We start from the raw sequence: 19,249 nt of genomic DNA, 5'->3' as shown, positions 1-19,249 counted from the left end.
AGCCTTTCGGTTGATAATCCGTCAGACGGCTTGGAGCCGTGCTGACGGGGATAAAAGTAGTAGTAGTACTGCTAAACCACAGATTATAGAATAACCATGCCACCTATAAGAATCCCACTAAAAGTTATTGTCTACCCGATTGCCAACCGCCTGCATTCAATGTCTCCACTTGCTTTAGTATCTGTTGAGGATCCTTCTCGACATTGCTTGTCAAGTCAAGATCGACATATCCCGACAGATCTATCATAAAACGCTGCCAGTCATCATATTCAACTGACGAGCTATCACCAGCTACTGAATTACTGAATTCAAGGGCGGGGTAAGTTCTGAACTTGTTGTATTCACCAAATTTGAGGAGGTTATCATAGCGCTCTTTGAAATAGGCTAACTTTTTGTCTTCGGGAATTTTGTCTAACTCAACACTTACAGTCAACTTTTCGAGAACATTTTTTTGATTTTTATAATCTTCCATTTCCGCATACATAAGGCTGAGAAATTTGTAAGTCTCAAATTTTTGACCATTCGTTATACTAAGGTTATTATCAAGAACTTTATCAGTGATTACTCGGATACCCTTTTCCCGTTGACCAATTTTTCGATAAGAATCAGCAAGAATTTTGGCCATATAGTAAGTTTGGCCATCTGAATAGTCATACCCCAAGCTTAGGATGCTTTCCAATTCATGAATAGCACTTGCATAGTCGCCTTCAGTAAACTTCTCTCTAGATGTTTCTATGGCGGCATAAGCTATGTCCTGAAGTTTTCTCACAATTATCTTTTTTGGTGGGTGATAATATTTAGCGTCAAATCTTGCATCTACCCCGTAGTCTGAGGGGTTTTCTACCTGAACCTTAAGCTCTAGTACACTATTTGAAGAAAGCTTCTCAATTTCACCTTTGTACCTATACGGATTTGTAGATTCTACAAATAACGACCTTTTGAATTCACCGTTTTCAAATACCTGTATGTTTACAGCAGGATTGGCGCAGGCAGGAATAAACCGGACATACCCCTCAATATTGATTGTAGATTGACCAGTTGTTACTTGAAGTGACAAGAGCATCAAAACAGTGGTTATGTATATTTTATTCTTCAAATTCATTTAGAATAATTTTTTCAATTTGATCATTGAAAGCCGCTTTGGAAATGTAACCCTTCTCTTCATGGTAGTTCTCCTTCAAGATTATAAAACTACGACACTTTTCAAAGTCATCCTTGGCGATGAGGATGTTAAAGACACCCTTATCATCGCTGTAAAATTCATTGATTACTTCGTTGGAATTGCCCCTTACCTCAAGAAACGCGCTAGATATCGGCTCCTCTTTTTCGTTAACAACTCGACCCTTAAAGTAATAGTAACCATAATGAACCTTCAAAAGGCCGAACCCTGTCGTTAAAGTGCAGAACAGTAGAACATAGCTTACAAAATTGACAAAAATGGGCCATTTCATTTTGTCACTATTGACATCATTCTTATAGTAAATATAGATGAAGATATAAATTAGACAGAGTACAAAGGCTGAAATAATGAAAATCCACCAGCTAGGAAAATTTATAATCTCGTATGGTAAGGACTCACTCATGTAAATAAAAATGCTCATAGAAAAAATACTTGCAAAGAAATTATATATGCCATGAGCATCAAACCCCTTACTTTTAAAGTGAATGTCGAGTTTCTTTAACTGGCTTATCCAGGGAAATGCGCCTAATGTAAACGTCTGTACATACGCACCCCAATCAAATGTTTCCATATGTCAGTAAGTAACTATATTAATTTATGGGAGTCAATTTAAATACTCTATTTTTCCATAGACTCATTCAAAATTTCATTGATTTTTACCATTCAGCAGGAAGATAATAGTATGGCTCTTACGAAAAATGCTTCTTCAAAAACTTTACGGCATTTTCATACACAAACTGCCTTAATCTGGGCTGTACTTGCGCAGGAGGCAGGGGCACGCCCATAGCCTGAGCCACTACTGGCAGTTGCTGCACCATGTCTCCGAACAGGCTCGGGTATTCAGTGGCATTTCGACAGCTATTGATGGGGTCGATAAGGCCATCAAAATCGGAACCCAGACATACGTGATCCCATACTTTGTCGCCCACTTCCTGTGATCCTACTTTAATGATATGGAGCAGGTTGTTGCACAGGTGCCTCAGGTGCCACTTTTTGCATTCTTCCGGATCCTGGTATTTCTGGTGGTCCAGCACATGGTATTTTGGCTTCTTCACCGGCTTGAAATCCGCAACTGTATACTCGTCAGGACAAAACACTTCGCTGCTGACGTTGCCCACTCCCAATATTCGCTGATCGAGTGACAGACCGATAAGACCTCCCGATTTCACGATCTCCCGGATATCTTCATCATACAAGTTGATCGACCATGGGTTGAAGTATGTATCTACAGACCCGGGATTGCGGTAGTAAAATACTTCCACGCAATTTTTCGCGGGCTTTTCCTTTATTTTTCTGATCGGCTTGTTCTTATATGACACTCCTGCCACACCCATATGAGTGGCCATGATAGGTGCGTCAGGGAATTTCTGCTGTCTGATCTTGTAGTACTGCATTCGGGCTACACAACTCATGTGTTTGATATCAATGAGTATCCTTCTTCCGTTCGTATTGTCAAGGGCTTCTTGAATAAACTTTTCCCCCAGCTCGGTGATCCCCTTTTTGTTGGGGGAAAACACATTATGGTTGATCAGCTTCATGCCATAGGCATGGGTGCAGTACTCCGAATGCGTAAGATGCGTAAGCGTAACGTATAAAAGCCTTGGGTTAGCAGGGTCCTTGAAGTAGCGCAGGTTGTTAAGCACCTCTTGGGTATCTATCACGAGCTGGCCGTCATCATAAAAGTTATGGCCTCCTTCCGCAGCCAGTATCAGGTGCAGCTTACCATCATTTTCATCGAAATCTGTGGTCATGCTGTTCACCAGCTTTACAGTGTTCATGGCCGGCACATTGGTGAACTTGACCAGGTGCCGATGCTCCGCATGCATCAATTCATTGTATCCATATTCCTTCTTTTCTATAGCCTGAATAAAGCGCTTTTCGATATGCACCGAAAGCCCCGCTGCGAGTTTGATCAGGCCGCTACGGGCAAAGCCCCACTCCAGGCTGTGCAATGGCACTACCGCAAGTTTTACTTTCCCTTTGGTGAGCTGTTTAAAGCTCGCCTGAGAATCCAGGATGTTGGCATCAATATCAAAATTGAGCGTTTCCCAGCAACTGGTGCGTTTGTGCTCCTTTCTATTGCTAAGAAAGGTCTTAAATGATGGGTGACAATGAAGATCGAAGTACATATTGTAAGTTAATATTAATCTACCACAGTAGCTGCAGGCTTTTTCCCCTTTTGGACAGGCTTTTTACACCATTCGGCATCATTGTTTCTCCAATTGAAATACTTACGTACACCCTCTTTACCACTTTCAATGAGCGCCTTGATCTTACTCTCCGGCAGGTCAAAGTCTGTTGTTTTAACATCCAATGTATCAATAAAAATGGTTCTGTTCCAATCATTTTTATGAAGATGTACTTTGTTGGCCATTTCCATCATAAAATTCACCAGTCCTCCCGCATAGGTTTTTATGTTGGTGATGTTTTCAGGCGGAATAGACCAGTCTCGTTTGGCATAATCTATCACTTGCGTTGAGTCTAACCGGAAGCCTAAAGTTTCGTGGTTAAACTGATAACCATCCTCTTTGCTGTACTCCACTCCGTCACCATTATCCGGATGGGAAAGGAAGCGTTTGTGATCAAAGAGGTTGATAGGATAGTTGTACGATACTCCTCCGTCTACCATAATATCTTTTGACATCAGGAAAGCTTCAAAATACAGTGGTATGGACATCGACATCCGCACAGCATCTTTTATGGCTACATCCGGTGTTGTTTCATAAGAAAAAACCACATATTTCTGCTTCGAAAGGTTGGTAGATACCACATATAGCTCTCTAAAACAGTTTTTATCGTCATTTTCAACGGCCTTATGCAGGTCTTGAAAGGTAAAGTCAGCCTTACCGGTTTTGAAGGCTATCTGTTCTCCAATCCACTTTTGGAAAGCCTGCCCTTTATTCCAACCATATTTTTTGAACATCCGCATCAGGTTGGGGATCAAAAACTGGCTGTGATCTTCAAATGAATTGAATTTTGTTGCGGCTATCAGGTCGGAAACTTCCGTACAGGTAAATCCCAGGGCCAGCATAGTAGCATTAATAGCCCCTGCCGAAGTACCGGCCACTCTTTTGATGTTAGAAAGTATCCCCATTTCATTGAGCACATCAAGCGCTCCTCCGTATGCAATGCCCTTTACCCCTCCGCCTTCAAATACCAGGTTTTGAAAATTGTGGTTCATAGCTATTTGGTTTTAGTGTAAAAGTTGATTAGCGGTATGTCTACTGCAAAGAAAATACTCCAGCGGTAGGCTGATGATTCGATAGTGTTTTCAGTACCATTGGCGCTGATGGTGATCTCACGGAGTTGGGGTCCGCGTTGCCAGCCATAGCCCAGAGACAATGGCGTTTGAGGAATTCCCCAGATTACGAAGGCTCCGGGAGCTAAAATGTTCTGAAGTTTTAGTTCGGGGATGTTAGCCGTAGAGTCGTTTTGTGTTCTGAAGCTGGCTACAGCTCCTATGTCGATCAGGTTGATCATCGCGCTTAACGATCCTAACTCTGAGCCCTTCTTTCCATGAAGATCAGTACTTATGGTTATGCCAATCGGAGCAGAGATACCATATATTTTAGACCATTTACTTCTTCCTGCTACCTGATCTTCCAAATATTCGTTGCCAAAATGACCTCCGAGGTAGGCATTCAGCGCTACGTTGAACTGCGTAGCCCGCTTGATTCTTGCACTTCCTGCTGGCAGAGCTACAGCTTCAATAGCATCTTTCACCTGATCGCTGGTTTCAGCTTTCGCTACCACGGCTACAAAATTTCCATATTTTACCAGGGCAGCGATCACTTCCTGATGCTTTTCCATCAGGTCTTCCAGTTCTTTTTTTCCGTCATCAATTTTTTTCCTCAGCTTATCAATAATGGTATTCTTATAAAGGAATGCAAACTCAGAAATAGCCGAAACATAGTTTTTCTGGTTAACATCTACGTAGATATTGCCGAAAGACTGGATGGGTGCCAGGTATTTATCCAGATCGTTCGATTGCTCTTTAGCTTTTTGATCTTCAACAAAGGCTTTGTAAATGTTTTTGATCTCACTAATGAAGTTAACAGAAACCTGCATTAGTTCGAAATATTCTTCATAGCTGGGTTTTTCGGCACCCTCGCGAAGTTCTTTTTTTATGGCATGAAAACGTTGATCCACTAATTTTCCAGTGGCCAATAGTGGCTCCAGATAAGTAGCCCTGAAAGTCTGCATGGCCTGAACGCTTTCATCTGCCTTTTGAAGTACTTCGAGTACGGTTTTTCCAGCAATTATCAGGGATACATTGTGCTGTTTTTCGAAATTTATGATCTGGTGATAAACCAGACCCATGTAAAGTGTAAGTATCGTGGTATTCTCCAGCTTTTTCATCTGCTGAAGAGAGATCCAGTAGCTGTCGTCATTGGTAGCCCTTAGCGATTGTGAAAAAATATTCAGTAAAACTACCGAGGGATACAGGTTGGTATTGATTTTATCAAGACTATCCTTTTTAGCCTGAAAACTGATATAGCTGTCAACGGCATTTCCAACATGATCTCCTTGTTTGAGCCGTATTGCAATATAGAGTCCATCGGATAACACTGCCCTAAGCTCCGGGAGTTCTTTGAAGACAGGGTTCATTGCCGGGTCGTTGATCAACTTTTGCAAGTTGGGGAGGATGTTGGCGAGATCTTTTTGAAAACCTTGGCGGAGGAGTTCTATGTATGCAGAAAATTGATAGATCTCATTGCCGATGATCTGCAGGTTTTGATACGTAACCGGAAAAATGATCTCCAGTTGCTCATGCTTTTCCAACTCTTTTTGAAATTTTGCAAAAAATGCTACTGACAATTCTTCTTTAGCTCGCGCTACCAGAAATTTGGCTAATCCGTCAGCAAGGTTGGTTACGTTGAGGTTTCCAATCGAAGCCAAGGAAAAAGAGGCTTTCTCAGATGTGCTTTTCGTTGAAATGGAATGTGTTACAAGTGCATCTGGAGGCAAAATATCTGCAAGAAAAGGGTTGTAGTGACTGCTTTGAGTATTTTGTAGCCTTGACAGAATTACCCCATCAGGTTTATCTTTTAAATCCTCAGGAAGATGTTTTTTTAAGATTGAAATGAAAGCGGCTACCTTGGCACTGTCAGGCGATAGTTTTCCGTCTACAATATGTTGTTCAAGCAGTAGTGCGTCATGATAGGCTATCTGCCCATAGCTACAGGTTATAAAGAAGATAAAAGTTAGTAATAGGTTAGATTTTATCATTTGAATGAATTTAATGTTTTTATCGGATTTACTATTCCTTTGCCATATAGTTGGACGTTAGTTTGTGGATCACAACTCTCAACCAGTCTAGCCGCAATCTCCGGATTTGAAATATCATTGAATTTGGCCTTGAAAAGACTAACCAGCGCCCCAAGTAATGGACTGGAAAAACTGGAGCCCGAATCCTTCGCTAAAGTATTATTAAGTCCGATAACTTTCATTTCGGCACCAGGAGCTGCTATGTCCACATGATCGGATTTCGTACTGAAAGAACACACTAGCCTGTCTTTACCGACAGATGCTACCGATATAGTTTTATCAAGAGCGGAAGGGTAGCGGGAGAAGGCATTATCATCGTGATTGAAATCATCTCCAACGGAGCAAAAAATGGGAGTCCTGTTTGCCAGTTTATTTATAATGGCTTGCATGGTGGTTTTCTGCTGAGAGGAAATATCCTGAGAAAGAAATCCGGACGAGATAACAACAGCATCTGAGCTTTCAGGCACCTGCTTTAAGGCATCAATTAAATTAGCAGCAAGTGGCAATGCCGTATCATAATATTTTATTACAAATAGCTTTGCCCCCGGTGCGGCTCCAATAAAATCAACTCCATTACCAGCAACAATGCTAGCTACTTTTGTTCCATGACCTAAATTATCTTGAATTGTATCTGAAACAACACTTACTCCGGTAATTTTTGATTGATTAAAATAGATGCTACTTAAATCTATTCCTGAATCAATTATTGTGATTTCGGTCCCTTCACCAGTTGTTGACAGGGCTGTCCACAGTTTTTCTATTTCATATTGTTTTTGCCACCAGTCCAGTTTGGCGTCAACTCCCTCAACGTTCAGAGAAATATCAGTTTTGCCAATAATTTCAAACCCACCACTCCAATAAAAATCTCCGTTTTTGTCCTGATACCATACATCATTGCCATCAATTTCTTCCCCGGTTTTTTCATCGATTACTTCAACTTCAAAACCCGGATAGATCACACCCTTTTTATTCCAATTCCTGCGATGTGGCTCCTTAGAGCGGATTTGCACTTCAATTTGAGCCTTGACGGTTTTCATATTATCCTACCGGCTGGCGTTTGGCGCTTTTAGCCTCTTCTTCCTCTGGCTTGCTACCCGTACCCCTGATCTTCATCACCTTATTCAACAGGTCGAACCAAAAGGGCGCACCCAGTGAAACTGCCAATGCCGTGATGAGCCATCCGATTATTTTGGAAATGGACAACTCACTCCAAAACCAGGTAATATATTTCCCGGCATACCAGAATGGCTTTTTCCATTGTGACTCTTTTTTGCCATAGCTGAATGATGGCACATTCCATCCCAGCCCCAAAACACTGGTAGCCTGGTTAAGCTGATCCTGCACCAAATAGTCAACCTGCTGGTTGAGCGAATCCAGTTTGCACCATACTTTTCTGTCCAAAGAGTCGATGGTGGTGTCGCTACACATTCTTTTTATAAATGTGGGCTTGGTAAGCGAGTCGCTTTTAGCGGTATCCGGAGCAATAATCCTTTCCTGGTATTCTTCCGCCATTTTAACGATCTGCGCTCTCGCCTCCGGGTCGACAGATAGTTTTTTGGCTATCTGAAAGGTATCCGCATTAAAAATGATGCTGATGCCAAGACCGATAAAAAGCAATATGGTTTGCACATGTCTTTTGTACCACCCGGTAGCTCTTTGCATCATTTCGTCAAACCAGTTTTCAAGCAATGCCCTGAATTTATCAATACTTCCTTCTGCATTGACAATTAAAGTCAACAGCAAAGTTTTGGTGTCACCTTCGGGTAGCTTGCTTACAGTCTCTTCGATACTTTTGAATGACCGGTCAATTGAATTGTCCTCGCCTAAAAGGTCTATCACCACAAGTGAGAAATTCTTTTTCGATAGGTAAGAAGGAAGCCCTTTCTTCCCTTTTTTGGCGAACCGATAAATCATGGGATGTGCATAAAAAGCCGTTCCCAGATCTCGTGGGCTTCCGGCAGCTTGGTCTGCAAGGTCTTCTTTGGGATCGAACCGATCGCTTAGCATCGTGCGGATGGCCTTTTGCAGTATTTTCCCCCGCGCTGAGGAGAAGGAAGTGGTGATAATTTCATTAATAGTGGTAGCAAGCAAGCTCAGGAGCAGGTATACGAATATCAGCCCTATAACTATTTCGAGGATTTCGGAACCAAACATGGTGTTAATTTAATATTTATAATGAAATGAAATAGGTTATTCTGCAAGAAGATATTACATCACTTTTGGAAAGGACCATCCTGGTTAAAATACCATTATCAAAAAATTAACTCCTTAATGACGCCTCGAATTTTAGTTCGAAGGCGTCATAAGAAGTTCCGCAATCAAAACCCGCCACTTTCAGAGCTTTTGAAGCTCTTTTACCTAATCTCCTTTTTTAGAGGGGCTGGCAGCGAGATTATTAAAGTTATTCAACTATAAAGAGACCAGGCACTTTTCCCTAAGTCTCAAAATCACTTTTTATTCTATTGGGAAGGCAGCAGTTTCTGACGGATACAAACCGTTTTTAAGCATACTGCACCTTCGAAAGAACAGGAACCTTACAATCTTCATACCTCAGAGGCCTTCTGTTTTTGTTGATGTGCAGGTCATCTTCATGCAAAGCACTCTTGATAGCATATATGAGCGAGTTGTCAAGGTAAGGTTTGATGAGAAATGCATTTACCTCAATAAGCTTAGCCTTCCTTATATATTCCAGATCGAGCTCATTATGCAATAGGATCATCGGTATACCTCTGATCTCTTTATCATTCCTTATCATCTGGCACATCTCCAGCCCGTTGAGTATAGCAACGTTTACCTCACTGATTATAAGATCGGGACTGGCAGATTTTGCAGCATACAAACCATGAAGCGCGTCATCAGCATAAACCAGATCAAAATCAAAGTGAGAAAGGATGTTGTGCATCTCCCTTCTGGTGCTGTCATCCTTATGGATAATAAGTAGTTTTTTCCTTTTCATCTCTCTCATGGGTATCACCTGTATGAGAGGTCAAATTATAAAAGTAAAAGGATAAAAATTTCTGGTCCGAACACAAGCGGCCAATGCTGGTAAAGACAAGGTTTACATTTAAGTGACTGTCTATCAAATATTTATAAAATATAATGCTGATTTTTAGGCGAACATCGTATGGGGAATTTTCCCTATGAAATTGGGTAAATTTACCTAATGCTGGTGGCTGGTTTCTGGTCGCTGGCTACTGGCCTCTGGTTACTTGTTGCTGGTTTCTAGTCGCTTGGTCTCCATTGTGCTGCCAATATTCTGCCCGAAATTCAAAACTGCTATTTCATTGAGAATAGTCACCAAACAACCAGCGACCAGAGGCCAGTGACAAGAGGCATTATTCCAATAAACCACTATCGTAGGCATACTTCACGAGTCCTACGGTGTTGCGGACGCCCAGCTTGTCCATCATTCGGGCGCGGTGGTTATGTACGGTCTTTTCAGACAGAGAAAGTTTGTCGCTGATCTCCTTCATAGTGAGTTCACGACAGATGAGCAATAAAATTTCCTTTTCACGATCGGTCAGCGAAGCGGAGTTTTGAAATACCGGTCGCATTTCCGCTTTTTTCTTGTCCATGGCGCCTTTGCGCAAAGCTTCTACTACCAGTTGGTTTTGGTAGAAGTCATTTTTAAGCACTGCGTTTATGGCTTCCTGTACTTCTTCTGGTTCTGCATTTTTAAGCAGGAAGGCATGCGCTCCCAACTCCATCAGGTAGAAAATATGCTGCTGACTGTCATGCATGGACAGCACCACTATTTTAATATTGGGATATTTGGCCAGCACTTTTTCCGTAGCCTCTATACCATCCATCACCGGCATTTCGAGGTCCATCAGAATAACATCCGGTTTTTCCTCTTTGATCAGGTCGAGCAGCTCTTTGCCATTACTCGCCTCTTTTACCTCGCTGACATTGGGAAACGAGCGTACCAAGCGGCCCATCCCTTTACGGAAGAGTGTCTGGTCATCAGCTATGTAGACTTTGATCTTGCTCATGCTCCTTCTTTATTATGATCTTTACGGTAGAACCCGTTCCGGGTTCGCTTTTAAATTCAACATCACCTCCTATAAGACTGGCCCGGTTCTCAATGCTGTATAATCCTACTCCTTTCTTGATATCCCCTCTGATCTCCTCCAGGTTAAAGCCTTTGCCATCATCGGTCACTACTATTGTGAGTGGCTTTCCCCAATCAAGATAAACTGCTATTTCTGATGCTTCGGCATGTTTCAGGGCATTGTTGATCAATTCCTGAATCATCCTGAAGATAAGTAATTCTTCCTGCTGCGACAGCGTATGAGGCTCATTTTTCTCCTCAAACTTTACACTTGTCTGTGGATTGTCCAGCTTTGTGCAAAGCTCCTCAACTGCCTTCGATAATCCAAAAGCTTCGAGTGAGGAGGGCAAAAGATCCTTGGATATTCTACGAACGGTATCTATGGTGTCATCGATCATCTCTTTTGTCTCGCCAATGGCCTCCGAAAGCTCCTCCATGGGTATGGTGCCGCTACGAAGCATATTCAGATTAAGCTTGGCGGCAGATAGCATAGCTCCCACGCCATCGTGCAGGTCTGAGGCAATCCTCTTTCTTTCTTTTTCCTGCGAATCGATAGTAGATTGTAGTAATTGTCTTTGATAATCTGCCTCTAGTTCCTGCGTGGCTATTTTATTCTGAAGCATTCGTTTCTGGTAATAGATGACGAAGAAGATAATGGCCCCGGCCAGCAGGAGCATCACTGAGGTACCTACGATAAGCAGTGCTATGATGTTTGTTGCAGCATTATCCATATCAATCGGGATCTTTTGAAATAGCCAATTTACACCCTTTCCGGAATCCTATTGTAAAAAATATTTTTTTTACCATTCATATCTTTCGCTTTCAATTGTACTTCACCTCCCTAGAGTGCGTTTAGCGCAACGTCTGTCATCTGGGCAATACCAGAGTGAATTATCTTATTTCTAATTTCAGTATCCTACAAAAACCCCGTAAAATTCTGTCGGATATTGTATGCAAGTCAAAATTCTCCCAATGCAGTGGATGTTTGGGTTTCCACTCCTCATTTTCTTTCTTTTATCTCCAAAAGTGATTTGTCCCAATCGGAATGCTTATATGAAATCCAGAAAGCAATAGCAATTAGAATATTCTTGGCTAGCCCCAATGTGTTATGAAACCCAAAAGACAAGACTGCCGACATTTCATGCAACCTGCCAAGAATATCGAAAGACAATGAAAAAAAAACTGACCCGGAAAAATAAACTAAAAAGGCTGCGTTGATCCAAAAAAGTGGAAATTTCAGTGGGTCATTCACTTTCATTTCCATGATCATTTTTATAAAAAAACCTGTTGACAATAGACTAAAAAAAACACTATTGGTGGTTCTCATTAATGTGAGATCAAACTCAAAAATAACAATATATAAAACCACTGATATAACTTGTATAAACCTCTTGAAAATAGTAAGCTTCTTCAACTGAAGAATGAGGGAATAGAATTCAATAAGAAGTACAAATTCTACAAGGCGAAAAAATACACCGGTTTTAATATAGAAATCAAAAAATATGTAGGCTATTCGAAAAATTAAATCCGATAAGAATGAAACAAGTAAATAAATCACTACCACCCTTAACGTACCGGCACTTTGTCTTAGCCCAATAAAAAATGCTATTCCTGAGCTTAAAAGCATCAAAAAAGCAGCTATATAATAATAGAGAGTATAATCCAACTGAAAAAATATTTACTCTCAAATTTAGTTAAAACCTGACCTAAAATGATCAGGTTTAACAACAACAATTGATTAAGAAAGAGGATCATTTGGATCTTTCGGACAATCTGGAGGACAGCCTGATCCATCGTCAATAATTGTAGCAGGAGCATCTTTTCCTTCATCTGTGGGAAGAATATTATTTTGGTTTTCAGTAGCTGCAACCAAAATTAACCTTTTCTTACCATCATCATCAACAGCAAAATATATTCTAATCCCTTTGCTTGCTCCATCTTTACTCCGCTCGTTAAGAAGCTGCTCAATATGATCCCGCCCAAAAAAATAAGCTTTGACCTCCCCCGGATGCTCATCCCGGTAGCGTTTTGTCCATCGTTTTGCCTGTCCTAATGTAATAGGTTTTCCTTCTTTACCATTAAATGCCATAGCTATAGGTTTTTAGTTAAACATAAGTAAGTTAAGTAAGTAGTAACTTCCAATATATGAATATTTCGGCATTTCCTTTACTGTGCTTCCATAAAAATGAAATTTTTTGCCATATTTTTTTATTCCAGAGGTCTTTCACCGGTATATCCGGTGGGGTTTATGTCTTCAATCATTGAAATAATTATGTAATTTTCGGCAACTAAATTATTGTTCATGACCCTCATCCAATTTGAGTATATTATCGCGGTAGATAACTATCGCCATTTTGGTAAGGCCGCAGAAGCCTGTTTTGTTACACAGCCTACCTTGAGTATGCAGATCCAGAAGCTGGAAGACCAGTTGGGCCTGGTGATCTTTGATCGTAGTAAGCAGCCGATCTCTCCGACCGACATTGGTAAAAGGGTTATCCAACAGGCCAGGGTAGCAGTTTCCGAAGCAAAAAAGATACAGCAGTTGGTAGATGAGGAAAAAGGCGAGGTAGCCGGAGAATTGAAGATCGGCATTATCCCTACTTTATCACCATACCTGCTGCCACTTTTCATCCATAATTTTATCGAAAGGTACCCTAAGGTAAAGATCAAGGTGGAGGAACTGATCACGGAGCAGGTGGTGCATAAGCTTCGCAATGAGCTACTCGACATTGGCATAATTGTTACGCCTTATACTGATCCCAACCTTGTTACCAAGCCGGTATTTTATGAAGAGTTTTATGCTTATGTATCTCACCGGAGCACGTTCTTCAAGGACGAAAAACTATCCATAAACAGCATACCTGCCAATGAAATATGGCTGCTCAACGAAGGGCACTGTTTCAGAGATCAGGTGCTGAACCTTTGCCACACCTACAAAGAGCGTGACACACAGTTCAAATATGAAAGTGGATCGCTGGAGGCGCTGAAGAAAATCGTAGACAAACACGGGGGCATGACGCTGCTGCCAGAGTTGGCTACATTGGATTTCGATAAGTCCAGCAAAGCGAAATTGCGATCTTTTGAAGACCCGAAACCCGTCAGGGAGGTGAGCCTGATGATGCACAAAAGCTATTTAAAAAGAAAGCTCGTAGAGGCCCTGCATAAGGAGATATTAAATGCTATTCCCGATTATATTAATATCCAAAAACATGGAGAAGTCATTAAATGGAAATAAGGAAAATGCATGAAATGACCATAAAGCTAAACCAAATCCCGATAGCAATATAGTGATGGGGCAAGCCCACATGAGCCGGCAGTAGCGGAAGCAGTAGGCAAGGAGAGCTTCATGCTTTAAACTTGCGGCTTGCCGCTCAATTCGTAAATCGTAAATACAGTCTCAATACTCAATACTAATATTCAATACTAAATTATTTTACACATGAATAGTAAGAACAAACAGACTCAATGCGTTCATACCGGGGGCATCATAGATGAGAAAACAAGAGGCGCTGTCACACCTATTTATCCTTCTACGGCTTATGATTATGTGGATGTAGATATCCATGCCTATCCACGCTATTTCAACACTCCTAACCAGCGTGTGGTAGCGGAAAAACTGGCTGCACTGGAAAATGGCGAGGCAGCCACCGTTTTTAGTTCGGGTATGGCCGCCATTTCTACCGTGCTGTTTTCATTCCTCAAAACCGGTGATCATGCTATCTTCCAAAATGACCTCTACGGAGGTACGCACCACGCTATCACCAAAGAAATGGAGAAGTTTGGAATAGACTATACACTTGTGGATGGAATGGATATTGCCGGCTACAAAAAAGCGTTGAAACCAAATACCAGGCTCATCTATATTGAAACACCTTCTAATCCATTATTAAAATTAATAGACATCCGAGCTATTGCTCAATTAGCGCGAGCCAATAACCTGGTATCAGTCATTGACAACACCTTTGCCTCCCCCATCAATCAAAATCCTATTGATCTGGGCATAGATGTAGTGGTGCATAGCGGCACCAAATATTTGGGAGGCCACAGCGATATATGCTGTGGCGTGGCAGTAACTTCCAAAGAGCTTAATGAAAAAATTTGGGGTTCTGCTATTCACTTTGGGGGTAGCCTTAATGCACAGATGTGTTACTTATTGGAAAGAAGTCTTAAAACACTGGCCCTCAGGGTAAATCAGCAGAATAACAACGCTCAAAGGATCAGTGAGTTTTTAAAAGGCCACCCGAAAGTAAACAATGTCTATTATCCGGGGTTAACTAGCCATGAGGGCCATGAACTGGCAAAAAGCCAGATGAAAGGGTTTGGTGGAATGTTATCTTTTGAAGTAAGAACGGATCCCGACATGTTTGTTAAAGCATTGCAACTGATCAAGCCGGCCATGAGTCTGGGTGGCATTGAGAGCACTATAACATCGCCAGCACAAACCTCACACTCAAAAATTTCAAAACAAGAAAGAGCTAAGGTAGGCATTTCTGATCAACTGCTAAGACTGTCGGTGGGTATTGAATACGCTGACGATCTGATGGCTGATCTCGACCAGGCATTGAATTTATGATAAACAGTATACCGGAAGAAGTAAGGGCATTTTGTGAGGAGCATGTTGGTGTACTTCAATCCTTTACTCCAGCCTCAGGGGGTTGTATTAATAATGGAGGGCGGATAAATGGTAAAAAGGGAGAATTGTTTTTGAAGTGGAATTCGGCCAGAAGATTTCCGGATATGTTCACCACCGAAGCCAAAGGCCTGAGTGAGTTGCGCAAACCCAATTGTATTACGGTGCCCCGGGTAACGGATGTACTCGAGGGCGAGGTATATTCTGCCATATTAATGGAGATAATTTCTTCCGGCAGACGAGTAGCAAAATATTGGGAAAATCTGGCAGAATCGATCGCCTGCCTGCATAAGGTTACTCAGGAACAGTTTGGACTTGACCACAACAATTATATCGGATCACTTCCGCAAAACAATAGCCTACAGCAGAGTTGGGTTGACTTTTTTATAAAGAACAGGTTACGACCACAACTGAAGATGGCGCTGGATTCCGGCAAAATGAGCAGCTCAGATATACGCAGTTTTGATGAGTTGGAACTAAAGCTTCCGGAGTTATTAGCAGGAGGAGCTCCGTCTCTTATTCATGGCGACCTATGGAGCGGCAACTTAATGACTGATCAGTATGGCGCTCCTGCCATTGTTGATCCTGCTGTTTCATTTTCTCACAGAGAAATAGAGATGGCTTTTACCCAACTTTTCGGAGGCTTCGATAATTCATTTTACGAAGCCTACCAGGAAATTTTTCCCATGGAAGCGGGCTATCAGGAGCGCTTCGATATTTATAACATCTACCCACTACTGGTTCATGTCAACCTTTTTGGAGGGGGCTACTACCATCAGGTGATGCACCTATTGAAAAGGTTCACCTGATGGGACATTTTTCTACAACATTATTTTTTGGAAACGCTAAAATCGGCATTAACAGCCGTTTCTTCGATTGGTATGATATTTTGATTGGTGATAGCAAACCAAATCATCGTCAGAATGAAACAGCAGGGATCACATATCAATCTTCACGTATTCATCATGCTTACCGGGTTGTTTACTATGAGTTTCCTCACCAACTGCGAAAAAACAAACACTGAAGATCGGGAGAAAGAGAAAACAGAAGCTGTGAGTAGAACAGAGGCTTATGAAAGTGATGGAAAAGGAGTGGAAGACCCTTTTGTACATGAATTTGTTGAAAAATATCCGGGAATGGAGTTTGCCTATGTGCCTACGCGGGATGGAGAGATCAGAACGGTTCAGGGAAACTTTCAGGTGGAAATCGATGGAATAGAAGGTCCTGATGAACTGGATAAACTAGAAAAGTTTCTTGGAGAGAATTATTCCCGCAGAGACTCTCTAAGGGCAGAATTCAATAAAGGGATAGATTCGGTGGCAGAACCGGAAGGAGGTTATGAAGCTTATTTTGAGGCTCTGGAAGCAAACCTTAGTGCACCTGAAGATGTTGGTGGGGAAACTGTTTTTATTGAACTCACTATTGATGAAAAAGGTAATATTACAGACGTAAGTGCCTCTGAATACATGTACTACATTGGAAATGAGGAGTCTATGAAAGCCATTCATCAAGCAGCCATCAGCGCGGTAAAGGAAACGGACATGAAGTGGAAGCCCGCAACTAAAAATGGCCAGCCGGCAAAAATGAAAATTGAGCTACCAATAACCTTTCCTACTGAGGACAGTTAGTCTTGAAATCTGAAACCGTAGCACAGCGGAGGTTCACGAGGGGAAGTGTGCATGCGCGTGCGTATGAGTAAATCTGAGATCTGAAAAACAGTAAACAGAAATTTGACAGTTATTTGAGCGGTAGTTCGTTTCAGGGGCAGATTTTTTAAATTTATGGGCTTAAGTTTAAAACACGATTTAAAAGTCCATAATTATAATGAAGAAGATCTTATCACTGACTTTGTCACTTTTCATATCTGCTTTTGTCTTTGCTCAAAAAGATATTACGGTAGCAGATATTTACAAAAACGGCACTTTTAGTCAAAAGAGTGTCTACGGCATTAACTGGATGAATGATGGCCGTTACTACAGCGCTCAGGAGGGTAATGACATTGTAAAGTTTGACGTTACCACCGGTGAAAAAGTAGAGACTATTGTAGACGGCAGCAGCCTTAGTCCTTCTATAAAGTTCAATAGCTATAGCTTCAGCGATGATGAAATGAAGGTGTTGCTGATGACGGAGCGTCAAAGCATTTATCGAAGGTCGTATAAGGCGGAGTTTTATGTATATGATCTGCAAAACAAGGAGCTGAAAAAATTGTCGAAAGGAGATCCTCAATCTTATGCCACTTTCTCGCCAGATGGTACTAAAATAGCATTTGTGAGGGATAATAACCTTTTTTACATTAACCTTGGCGACATGTCTGAAGTGCAGGTGACCAAGGATGGTAAATTTAACCATATCATTCACGGCAGCACCGACTGGGTATATGAGGAGGAGCTTTCTTTTACCCGTGCTTTCGAATGGTCAGGCGATGGCAAGAGTCTCTTCTACCTTACTTTTGATGAGAGTGGAGTGAAAGAATACAACATGCAGGTATGGCACAACGGTCAGTTATATCCTGAAGACTACCGCTTCAAATACCCTAAAGCAGGCGAGGATAACTCTACGGTAACGGGAACGGTCTACCACCTGGAAGGAAACAAAAGCACTCCTGTTGAGCTGAGCAAAGAGAAGGAGTTTTACATTGCCAGGATCAAACAAACGCCTGATCCGAAGGTGTTATCACTGGTGCGCCTCAACAGGCTTCAGAATAAACTCGACATTCTACACTTAAATACAAATACTGGCGAGCTGAAAGAGATATTAAGTGAAAAATACGATACATATGTTGATGTTGATTTCGTAGATGACCTTACCTATCTCAAAGATGGTAAGCATTTTATACATGCCAGTGAAAAGAACGGTTACAAACACCTCTATCTTTATACTGTCAATGGCGAACTGAAAAACCAGATCACCTCCGGTCAATGGGAGGTACTATCTCTGGAAGGGGTGGATGAAAAGGGTAAAAAAACAACCATTTACTACACTTCAAATGAAGGATCTCCCCTGGAAAAATACTTCTATTCTGTAGATATTTCTGGAAAGGGCAAGAAGCTACTGACCAATGAAAAAGGTAATCACGGCATCGGCATGAGTGATGATCAAAAGTATTACATCGACTATTACTCCAGTGCTGAGCAGCCATTGAGGGTTACGCTTTACCGAACTCAGGGAAATGAGAAGGTGAAAGTACTTGAAGACAACAAAAAACTGGAATCTGTAGCTAAGGAGTATGGGTTGCAGTCTAAAGAATTTTTCACTTTCAAGACCGTAGATGGCACAGCGCTTAACGGCTATATGCTAAAGCCTGAAAATTTTGACCCTACAAAAAAATACCCGGTGCTTATCTATCAGTATAGCGGCCCGGGATCTCAAAATGTGCTCAACTCATGGGGTGGAGGCAGCCACTACTATTGGCACCAGATGCTTACACAGGAAGGCTATATTGTAGCAGTAATAGACACGCGGGGTACAGGAGGACGAGGTGCGGCATTTAAAAAGATCACCTATAAGCAATTAGGTAAATACGAAGTAGAAGATCATATTCAGGGGGCGAAGTATTTGGCCGGCCTTCCTTATGTGGATGAAGGCAGAATTGGTATTTGGGGCTGGAGCTATGGTGGATATATGTCTTCTCTTGCGTTATTCAAGGGATCAGAGGTGTTCAAAGCTGCAATAGCGGTAGCTCCCGTTACCAACTGGAGGTATTACGATACTATTTATACCGAGCGCTATATGGATACACCACAAAACAATGCTTCGGGTTATGATGATAATTCTCCCACGACACATGCGGCCAGGCTAAAGGGAAATTTTCTGCTTATTCATGGCACGGGAGATGATAACGTACATTTTCAAAACGCTGTGGCACTGCAAAATGCTTTGATAGCAGCAGGCAAACAATTCGATTCATTTTACTACCCGGATCGAGCACATGGCATTTACAGAGACAATGCACGCATGCATTTATTTACTATGATGACAGACTGGGTGCTGGAGAACCTGTAAGAAATTGAAATTAATCTAGTTCATTTGCCTGTTGCTTTTGCCGGGGCCACACAAATGCTAAGAATGTCATCCCAAGGTAACCAACAACTTTCAGTTGATTTTGAGGATAATGACATAG

General features: G+C 41.7%; 17 protein-coding genes. 5 read left to right on the top strand and 12 right to left on the bottom strand.

Annotated features, from left to right (window positions below; genetic code table 11):
* Positions 1-124: 124 nt before the first annotated feature.
* The 12 genes from C900_RS22765 to C900_RS28830 form a co-directional block, all read right to left on the bottom strand.
* On the bottom strand, positions 125-1,102 hold the full coding sequence (locus C900_RS22765; protein ID WP_040497352.1) for a hypothetical protein: 978 nt from the start codon (positions 1,100-1,102) through the stop codon (positions 125-127).
* Positions 1,086-1,751, bottom strand: coding sequence for a hypothetical protein (locus C900_RS22760; RefSeq protein ID WP_009582630.1), 666 nt, complete (start codon positions 1,749-1,751; stop codon positions 1,086-1,088). Before C900_RS22760 ends, C900_RS22765 begins: the two co-directional genes overlap by 17 nt.
* A 118-nt stretch (positions 1,752-1,869) precedes the next feature.
* Positions 1,870-3,309, bottom strand: a complete 1,440-nt coding sequence (locus C900_RS22755; protein ID WP_009582629.1) for a membrane dipeptidase — start codon at positions 3,307-3,309, stop codon at positions 1,870-1,872.
* 14 nt (positions 3,310-3,323) lie between these two features.
* Positions 3,324-4,361 carry a patatin-like phospholipase family protein gene (locus C900_RS22750; RefSeq protein WP_009582628.1) on the bottom strand — a complete coding sequence of 346 codons (1,038 nt, stop codon included), beginning with the start codon at positions 4,359-4,361 and terminating at the stop codon, positions 3,324-3,326.
* Between the two features lie 2 nt (positions 4,362-4,363).
* Entirely contained in the window at positions 4,364-6,409 is a 2,046-nt protein-coding gene (locus C900_RS22745; protein WP_040497351.1) for a hypothetical protein, read from the bottom strand.
* Positions 6,406-7,485, bottom strand: coding sequence for a S8 family peptidase (locus C900_RS22740; protein WP_009582624.1), 1,080 nt, complete (start codon positions 7,483-7,485; stop codon positions 6,406-6,408). The genes C900_RS22745 and C900_RS22740 overlap by 4 nt, the downstream gene beginning before the upstream one ends.
* 1 nt (position 7,486) lies before the next feature.
* Complete coding sequence (locus C900_RS22735; RefSeq protein ID WP_009582623.1) at positions 7,487-8,602, bottom strand: hypothetical protein; 1,116 nt, start codon at positions 8,600-8,602, stop codon at positions 7,487-7,489.
* A 346-nt stretch (positions 8,603-8,948) separates the two neighbouring features.
* Positions 8,949-9,404: a response regulator gene (locus tag C900_RS22730; protein ID WP_009582622.1), complete on the bottom strand. Its 456-nt coding sequence runs from the start codon at positions 9,402-9,404 to the stop codon at positions 8,949-8,951.
* A 379-nt stretch (positions 9,405-9,783) separates the two neighbouring features.
* Entirely contained in the window at positions 9,784-10,440 is a 657-nt protein-coding gene (locus tag C900_RS22725; protein ID WP_009582618.1) for a response regulator transcription factor, read from the bottom strand.
* Positions 10,412-11,230 carry a sensor histidine kinase gene (locus tag C900_RS22720; protein WP_009582616.1) on the bottom strand — a complete coding sequence of 273 codons (819 nt, stop codon included), beginning with the start codon at positions 11,228-11,230 and terminating at the stop codon, positions 10,412-10,414. Before C900_RS22720 ends, C900_RS22725 begins: the two co-directional genes overlap by 29 nt.
* Positions 11,231-11,499: 269 nt before the next feature.
* On the bottom strand, positions 11,500-12,165 hold the full coding sequence (locus tag C900_RS22715; protein ID WP_040497349.1) for a hypothetical protein: 666 nt from the start codon (positions 12,163-12,165) through the stop codon (positions 11,500-11,502).
* Between the two features lie 72 nt (positions 12,166-12,237).
* On the bottom strand, positions 12,238-12,588 hold the full coding sequence (locus tag C900_RS28830; RefSeq protein ID WP_009582613.1) for a hypothetical protein: 351 nt from the start codon (positions 12,586-12,588) through the stop codon (positions 12,238-12,240).
* Positions 12,589-12,801: 213 nt separating this feature from the next.
* Between C900_RS28830 and C900_RS22705 the strand changes: the two genes are divergently transcribed.
* From C900_RS22705 to C900_RS22685, 5 genes are all read left to right on the top strand, one after another.
* Positions 12,802-13,734: a hydrogen peroxide-inducible genes activator gene (locus tag C900_RS22705; RefSeq protein WP_009582610.1), complete on the top strand. Its 933-nt coding sequence runs from the start codon at positions 12,802-12,804 to the stop codon at positions 13,732-13,734.
* Between the two features lie 204 nt (positions 13,735-13,938).
* Positions 13,939-15,072 carry a trans-sulfuration enzyme family protein gene (locus C900_RS22700; RefSeq protein WP_009582609.1) on the top strand — a complete coding sequence of 378 codons (1,134 nt, stop codon included), beginning with the start codon at positions 13,939-13,941 and terminating at the stop codon, positions 15,070-15,072.
* The gene (locus tag C900_RS22695; protein WP_009582607.1) at positions 15,069-15,938 is read left to right on the top strand and encodes a fructosamine kinase family protein; all 870 of its coding nucleotides are present in this window, start codon (positions 15,069-15,071) and stop codon (positions 15,936-15,938) included. The genes C900_RS22700 and C900_RS22695 overlap by 4 nt, the downstream gene beginning before the upstream one ends.
* Positions 15,939-16,052: 114 nt before the next feature.
* A complete protein-coding gene (locus tag C900_RS22690) occupies positions 16,053-16,757 on the top strand; it encodes an energy transducer TonB (RefSeq protein WP_040497348.1) in 705 nt (234 codons plus the stop codon).
* A 196-nt stretch (positions 16,758-16,953) separates the two neighbouring features.
* Positions 16,954-19,131: a S9 family peptidase gene (locus C900_RS22685; RefSeq protein ID WP_009582604.1), complete on the top strand. Its 2,178-nt coding sequence runs from the start codon at positions 16,954-16,956 to the stop codon at positions 19,129-19,131.
* Positions 19,132-19,249: the final 118 nt, after the last annotated feature.

Source organism: Fulvivirga imtechensis AK7 (assembly GCF_000331535.1).
GTDB lineage: Bacteria > Bacteroidota > Bacteroidia > Cytophagales > Cyclobacteriaceae > Fulvivirga > Fulvivirga imtechensis.
Note: the sequence above shows the minus strand (reverse complement) of the source record. Positions and strands in the feature narration are given on the sequence as shown.

Excerpts from the sequence above, each read along its gene's own strand:
- C900_RS22725 (WP_009582618.1), bottom strand. The coding sequence starts at position 10,440 with ATGAGCAAGATCAAAGTCTACATAGCTGATGACCAGACACTCTTCCGT.
- C900_RS22740 (WP_009582624.1), bottom strand. The coding sequence starts at position 7,485 with ATGAAAACCGTCAAGGCTCAAATTGAAGTGCAAATCCGCTCTAAGGAG.
- C900_RS22695 (WP_009582607.1), top strand. The coding sequence starts at position 15,069 with ATGATAAACAGTATACCGGAAGAAGTAAGGGCATTTTGTGAGGAGCAT.
- C900_RS22735 (WP_009582623.1), bottom strand. The coding sequence starts at position 8,602 with ATGTTTGGTTCCGAAATCCTCGAAATAGTTATAGGGCTGATATTCGTA.
- C900_RS22685 (WP_009582604.1), top strand. The coding sequence starts at position 16,954 with ATGAAGAAGATCTTATCACTGACTTTGTCACTTTTCATATCTGCTTTT.
- C900_RS22700 (WP_009582609.1), top strand. The coding sequence starts at position 13,939 with ATGAATAGTAAGAACAAACAGACTCAATGCGTTCATACCGGGGGCATC.
- C900_RS28830 (WP_009582613.1), bottom strand. The coding sequence starts at position 12,588 with ATGGCATTTAATGGTAAAGAAGGAAAACCTATTACATTAGGACAGGCA.
- C900_RS22755 (WP_009582629.1), bottom strand. The coding sequence starts at position 3,309 with ATGTACTTCGATCTTCATTGTCACCCATCATTTAAGACCTTTCTTAGC.
- C900_RS22750 (WP_009582628.1), bottom strand. The coding sequence starts at position 4,361 with ATGAACCACAATTTTCAAAACCTGGTATTTGAAGGCGGAGGGGTAAAG.
- C900_RS22760 (WP_009582630.1), bottom strand. The coding sequence starts at position 1,751 with ATGGAAACATTTGATTGGGGTGCGTATGTACAGACGTTTACATTAGGC.
- C900_RS22745 (WP_040497351.1), bottom strand. The coding sequence starts at position 6,409 with ATGATAAAATCTAACCTATTACTAACTTTTATCTTCTTTATAACCTGT.
- C900_RS22765 (WP_040497352.1), bottom strand. The coding sequence starts at position 1,102 with ATGAATTTGAAGAATAAAATATACATAACCACTGTTTTGATGCTCTTG.
- C900_RS22690 (WP_040497348.1), top strand. The coding sequence starts at position 16,053 with ATGAAACAGCAGGGATCACATATCAATCTTCACGTATTCATCATGCTT.
- C900_RS22730 (WP_009582622.1), bottom strand. The coding sequence starts at position 9,404 with ATGAAAAGGAAAAAACTACTTATTATCCATAAGGATGACAGCACCAGA.
- C900_RS22705 (WP_009582610.1), top strand. The coding sequence starts at position 12,802 with ATGACCCTCATCCAATTTGAGTATATTATCGCGGTAGATAACTATCGC.
- C900_RS22720 (WP_009582616.1), bottom strand. The coding sequence starts at position 11,230 with ATGGATAATGCTGCAACAAACATCATAGCACTGCTTATCGTAGGTACC.